This is a genomic window from Pseudonocardia sp. (assembly GCF_025965585.1).
In the GTDB taxonomy this organism is placed as follows: domain Bacteria; phylum Actinomycetota; class Actinomycetes; order Mycobacteriales; family Pseudonocardiaceae; genus Pseudonocardia.
On sequence record NZ_JAOPWR010000502.1, the window covers coordinates 1 to 5804 of the forward strand.

General features: G+C 71.9%; 6 protein-coding genes. All 6 read right to left on the reverse strand.

The annotated features are described in order from the left end of the window. On the reverse strand, positions 1-536 hold a 536-nt coding region (locus JWR81_RS30590), incomplete at its 3' end, for a 3-phenylpropionate/cinnamic acid dioxygenase subunit beta (RefSeq protein WP_297660879.1). Continuing rightward, complete coding sequence (locus JWR81_RS30595) at positions 533-1930, reverse strand: Rieske 2Fe-2S domain-containing protein (protein WP_297660881.1); 1398 nt, start codon at positions 1928-1930, stop codon at positions 533-535. The genes JWR81_RS30590 and JWR81_RS30595, both read right to left, overlap by 4 nt. A 352-nt stretch (positions 1931-2282) precedes the next feature. Further along, positions 2283-3014 (reverse strand): IclR family transcriptional regulator, encoded by a 732-nt coding sequence (locus JWR81_RS30600; protein ID WP_297660883.1) that lies wholly within the window; start codon positions 3012-3014, stop codon positions 2283-2285. A 153-nt stretch (positions 3015-3167) separates the two neighbouring features. Next, positions 3168-3977, reverse strand: a complete 810-nt coding sequence (locus tag JWR81_RS30605; RefSeq protein ID WP_297660885.1) for an ABC transporter ATP-binding protein — start codon at positions 3975-3977, stop codon at positions 3168-3170. Continuing rightward, the gene (locus JWR81_RS30610; RefSeq protein WP_297660887.1) at positions 3974-4822 is read right to left on the reverse strand and encodes an ABC transporter ATP-binding protein; all 849 of its coding nucleotides are present in this window, start codon (positions 4820-4822) and stop codon (positions 3974-3976) included. Before JWR81_RS30610 ends, JWR81_RS30605 begins: the two co-directional genes overlap by 4 nt. Next, positions 4819-5804, reverse strand: a 986-nt coding sequence (locus JWR81_RS30615; RefSeq protein WP_297660890.1) for a branched-chain amino acid ABC transporter permease, incomplete at its 5' end; no start/stop codon positions are given. The genes JWR81_RS30610 and JWR81_RS30615, both read right to left, overlap by 4 nt.

The following is a 5804-nucleotide window of genomic DNA, read 5'->3' on the forward strand; positions in this document are numbered from 1 at the left end:
CCGGCGTCCCGGCGCAGCAGGTCCTCCCGCCCGGCCGAGATCAGCGCCGGCTCACGGACGTCGCCGCGGCTGCGGTAGAGCAGTACCCCGGAGTCGACCACGAGGTGATCGGGATCGTCGGTGGCGAAGGTGCGCACGTTGGTGAGGTGGTGGCGCAGCCGCGAAGGGGGGTCCTCGGTCCACGCGTGCTCGGTGAGGAAGCGCGCGACGCGCCGGCTCAGCGAGTACTTGTTCTCGTCGAAGTGGGCCATGCCGGGGGCGGAGTCGTACCCGGATCCGAGGGCCGTGGTGACCCGCACCGGCATGATGTAGTGGATGTCCTCGGCGAGCAGGGCGAGCCAGTCGTCGTAGTTCTGTGCGTCGAGGATGTAGGCCTCGTCGACCATCCACCGGTGCATCTGCAGGTGCCGGTCGTCGGAGAACGGCAGGGTCGCGCCGGAGCGTTGGATCGTGGAGGCGTGCCCGCCCAGGGCCGACTCGGCGGAGTAGGGGCCGCCGTTGCCGGTGGGCCGGACGCGGGTGGACTCGGTGCTCATGCGGTCACCGCCGCGTCGTCGTCGCTCCCGGGGACCCCGCTCACCTGGACCTGCCGAACGTGGTCGACGGGTCGTTCCAGGTAGTCCGCCCAGCGGTTCAGCAGGTGGCGCTGGTTGTACTCGCCGTAGCCGACGTGGGCCTCGCCGGGACCGGCGAACTGGTCCCGGGTCAGGGCGGGGACCACCTCGCTGCCGTCCTCGAGCAGGCCCATCCGGCTGTTGAGCAGCAGCCGGCGGGCCATCGCGCCGCCCGCGGTGCTCGTGAGCGACACCCAGTTCTCCACGTCGTCCTGCTCGAACATCCCGGTGCTGCCGAAGCACATCAGATAGGCCTTGTAGGACAGTGCCTTGAACTCCTCGGGCGCCTCGGCGTCGACGGCGAACCAGGACAGGACCTCGGTCTCGTCCGGGCCGATCGGCTGCCAGGTCCGGATGGAGATGAAGGGCAGGACGTCCTCGGAGTCCTCGACCCTGGGCCAGTTGTGCACGAAGCTCAAGTTCGGGAACACCGACGCGGCGGAGATCATGAAGCCGTCACGGCCGACGACGTCGAGCTGGTCGGCCGACCACGTCTGCTTCATCTTCTCGATCATGACGTCGGGGTAGCCGACGTAGCGGAGCTTCTCCTCCAGGGTCCCCGCGGGCAGCTTGTAGGTCGTCCCGCCGCCGTTGCCGGCCCAGTAGGTGTTGCCGTCCTTGCGCTTCTCGGCCTTCGGCTCCCGGAACAGGCCGATCTCCACGACGGACGTGTGGGTCTGCGGGGTGTGGTACATGTCCCCGGCGAAGTTCTCCGCGCCGATCTTCCAGTTGGCCTTGACCCGCCAGCGCTGCGGTCCGCGCAGCTCGATCCCGCCGGTCGACTGCTTGGTGTAGTAGTCAAGGTAGAAGGCGAAGTCGCCGAGGTACTCCCGCAGCGGCGGTGCCTCGGGGTCCATGCTGACGAAGATCAGCCCGTTGTAGGTGTCCAGCGATGGCGCGGGCAGGAGCGTCTGCCCCTTGCGCCGGAACCCGGCCTCACCGCCGTAGGCGTCCTTGTGGAACGGCAGCCCGACGATCCGGCCGTCGTTGCGGTAGGACCAGCCGTGGTAGGGGCAGCGGAAGTGCGAGGCATTGCCCATCTCCGCCCGGCACACCTGCATGCCGCGGTGCAGGCACATGTTGAACAGCGCGCGGACCTGCCCATCCTCGCCGCGGGAGATGATGAACGAGTCCTCCAGTATCCGGCGTACCACGTAGTCGCCGGGCTGCGGGACCTCGGACTCGTGCCCCACGAACATCCACGCGCGACTGAACAGCCGCTCGCGCTCGAGCCGGAAGATCTCCTCGTCGTTGTAGATGTGCGCGGGGATCATGCCCCGTCGCACGTCCTCGAGAACGAGGGCCTGATCGGTCATCGATGCCTCCCACCTCGCGTCGGCTGACCTGTCGAACCCGACCGGCCACGAGGAGCCGTGAACCCCTCGACCTCTTCTCTGTAATACAGAGAAGTACTCCGTCCAAGAGAATCGCTCGACGGATGGGCGACTGTCAAGAGGACAACGCGGTCGCGATCCCGACGGCCGTGGGGAGCGGGAGAGGCCGGCCGGACGCGTCTCGGCCTCGGTCGGCCGCCGGCGGTGAGGCCGTTCGCGGCAGGGGAGGGTCGCCGCGTCACCCGAGGGGTGCGCGTATCGCCTGACGCGGTCGCGCCCCGTGCGGGCGGCGCGGCTCGTCGGGTACGGATCGCCGGCCGACCCGGGGTGGGGCTCAGCCGTGGAGCAGCTGAGCGGCCTCGGCGACCGTGGCGCCCAGGGCGGCCCCGATCGTCTCCTGGTCGCCCGGGGACATGCGGCTGGTGGGCACGGAGACGTTGAACGCGATCCGGGCGGGGGAGTTGCGGAAGGGGAACGCGACGGCGACCGACGAGACGCCGCGCTCGCTCTCCTCGGTGCTCAGGGCGTAGCCGCGGGCCCGGACGGTCTCCAGCTGGGCCTCGAGCTCGGCGCGTGTCCGGACGCTGTTCTCGGTGAGGCCCGCGAGCTCCTGGGTCGGGTAGAGCGAGTGCAGCTCCTCGGGGGAGAGCTGGGCGAGCATCGCCTTGCCGGTCGAGGTGGAGCTCGCGGGCATGGATCGTCCGAGCCGGGACGCGACCCGCACGGCCTGCGGGCTCTCGATGGCGTCGATGAACCGCACGGTGGTGCTGTCGAGAAGGCCGAGGTGGACGGTCTCCTGCAGGTCGACGTTCAGCCGCTCGAGGAAGGGGTGCAGCACGCTCCGGAAGTCGAAGCGCTGCAGGATCGCGAACGCGACCCCGGTCAGGGCCGTGCCGGGGCCGTAGGCCTTGGTCCGTTCGTTCTGCCGGACGAACCCGCGGTACTGGAGCATGGCGAGCAGCCGGTGCGCGGTCGACGAGGCGACGCCGAGGTACTCGCTGACCTCGGTCAGCCGCAGTTCGGATCGCTCGCCCAGCAGGAGCAGCACCTTCAGGGCGTTGTCCACGGATTCGATCGGGTACTGCGGAACCCGGGCGCCGGGCGATGCACTGGCATTCGCACCGTTCTTCCTCACAGCAGAGACCTTAGCCGGATCACGGGCGTGCCCGGCCGAACCCGGGCCGGTCCCCCCCGCTCGTGCATCGCGCGGCCGGAGGGTTCAGGAGGTGAGCAACGGCCCACGCAACACCTGCGGCAGCTCCTCGGGGACGGCGGCCTCGCCCGCCTCGCCCTCCTCGCCCGCGTCGTCCGGCGAGGTCGACGAGCCGAGGTAGTGCCTGCTCACCTCCTCGTCGGCGAGCAGCGCGGCGGCCTCGTCGTCGCGGACGACCTCGCCGTTCTGCACCACGACCCCGCGGTGGACGCAGCGCAGGGTCGCGGCGGCGTTCTGCTCGGCGAGGAGCACCGTGACGCCGTCGTCGGCGAGTCGGCCCACCGTCGCCAGGATCTCGGTGACCAGCCGGGGCGCCAACCCGAGCGAGGGCTCGTCCAACAGCAGCACCGCGGGCCGCCGGACGAGGGCGCGCGCGATCGCCACCATCTGCTGCTGGCCGCCCGACAGCAACCCGGCGCGCCGGCCGAACGCGTCGTGCAGCGCGGGGAAGAGCCCGCAGGCCTCCTCGATGCGGGCGGCGACCTGCGAGCCGCGCACCCCTGTGCCGTGCAGGCCCATCCGGAGGTTCTCGGCCACCGTGAGCTCGGCGAACAGCTGCCGTCCCTCGGGCACCAGGCACAATCCGCCGCGCGCCAGGCGGTGTGCGGGGGTACCCGTGATGTCGACGCCGTCGAGCAGGACCCGCCCGCCGCTGGGCGGATGGAGGCCGGCGACAGTACGGAGCAGGCTGGTCTTGCCCGCTCCGTTGGCGCCGATCAGTGCGGTGGCCCGGCCGCTCTCGGCCTGCAGGGACACCCCGCGCAGCGCCCGGACCGCCCCGTAGCGGACGTCCAGACCCTCGATCACGAGCGTCATCGGTTCTCCCGTTCGTCGGGGTGCGTGCCCGCACCGTCGATATCGGGCTGACCCAGGTAGGCGGCCAGCACCGCCGGGTCGGTGCGGACCACTGCGGGCGGCCCGTCGGCGACGACGGCCCCGGCGTCGAGCACCAGCACGTCGTCGCTGATCGACATGACCATCTCGACGTCGTGCTCGATCAGCACGATCGCGGTTCCCGACCGGGCCACGGCGCGCAGCACCGCGGCGAGCTCGCGCGTCTCGGTGCCGTCCAGGCCCGCGGCGGGCTCGTCGAGCAGCAGCAGCCGGGGCGCCCCGGCCAGCGCGCGGCCGACCTCGAGCAGCCGCTGCACCCCGGTGGGCAGGTCCGAGCCGGCGGTGTCCGCGAAGCGACGCAGGTCGAGGAACTCGAGCACCGCGTCGGCCCGCTCCTCCAGTGCGCGTTGCTCACGCCTGGCCCGGGGCAGTCGCAGGCCGTCGGCGAGGAAACGGGAGCGGGTCAGATGGTGCGCCCCGAGCATGACGTTCTCGCGTACCGACAGCCGGGGGACCAGGCGGGCGGACTGGAAGCTGCGCATCAGGCCGACGCCGGGCAGCCGGTGCGGCGGCATCCGCAACACGTCGTGCCCGAGGAACGTCACGCTGCCCTCGTCGGGCTTCGTGAAGCCGGTGACGAGGTCGAGCAGGGTGGTCTTGCCCGCCCCGTTCGGGCCGATCACGGCGCGGACGGTGTCCGGCCGGACCGTGAGGTCGACGTGGTCGACGGCGGTGAGGCCGCCGAACCGCCGGGTCAGACCCGTGACCTGCAGGATCGGCTCCGGCTCGGTGTCCGGGACGGTCTCGGTGGGTGCGGGCGCGGTCATGGGGTCCTCCCTCGGGCCAGGACTCGTCGGAAGACCGCGCGCAGCCCGCCCCAGAGCCCCTCGGGCAGGTAGGTCAGGACCAGGATCAGGACGATCCCGGCGACGAGTGGCTGCCACAGCGCGAACGACTGCCCGACGAGCGGCAGGCCCTGCAGCAGCAGCACGCCGAGCAGCGGGCCGACGACGGAGCGGACCCCGCCCAGGGACAGCATCACGACGATGCTCAGCGCGACGGTCACGTTGATCACGTCGGGGGAGATGAACCGCAGGTAGTAGGCGTAGAGGCTGCCCGCGATCGAGGCGAACACGGCGGAGACGACGAATGCGCCCGTGCGGTAGCGCGCCGCGTCGATCCCCAGCATCGCGGCGGCCTGCGGGTCGTGCGCCACCGCGGCCAGCGCCCGGCCGGTCTGGCTGCGCCGCAGGTTGGTGGTGAACAGCGCGCCCAGGGAGCACAGGACGAGCAGCACCATGTAGTTGGCCTCGTCGGAGAACACGACCCAGCTGCCGAAGGTCAGGCTCGGCACGCCGACCAGCCCGGACGGGCCGCCGGTCACCGCGTTCCACCCGGTGGTGGTCGCCTGGGTGACCACCGCGAGCCCCAGCGTTGCGAGCGCGAGGTAGTAGCCGCGGAGCCGGAGGAACGCCCGGCCCAGGACGGCGGCGACGAGCGCGGCGAGGACGGCCGGCGCGAGGGCGGCCAGCCAGGTGGGCCAGCCGGCGCGGACGGTGAGCAGCCCGGCGCCGTAGCCGCCGATCGCCATGAAAAGCGTCTGCCCGAGTGACACCTGCCCGGCCTGTCCGGTGAGGACGTCGAGCCCCAGGACCACCAGCAGGAAGATCTGCACGATCACGAGCAGCTCGGTCCAGCCGGGCGTCAGCCAGGGCAGGGCGATCAGCACCGCGGCGGCGACCAGGGCCAGGCCGATCCGGCGCCGGCTGCGGGGCCGGGGCCGGGGCCGGGGGTCGGCCCCGGCCCCGG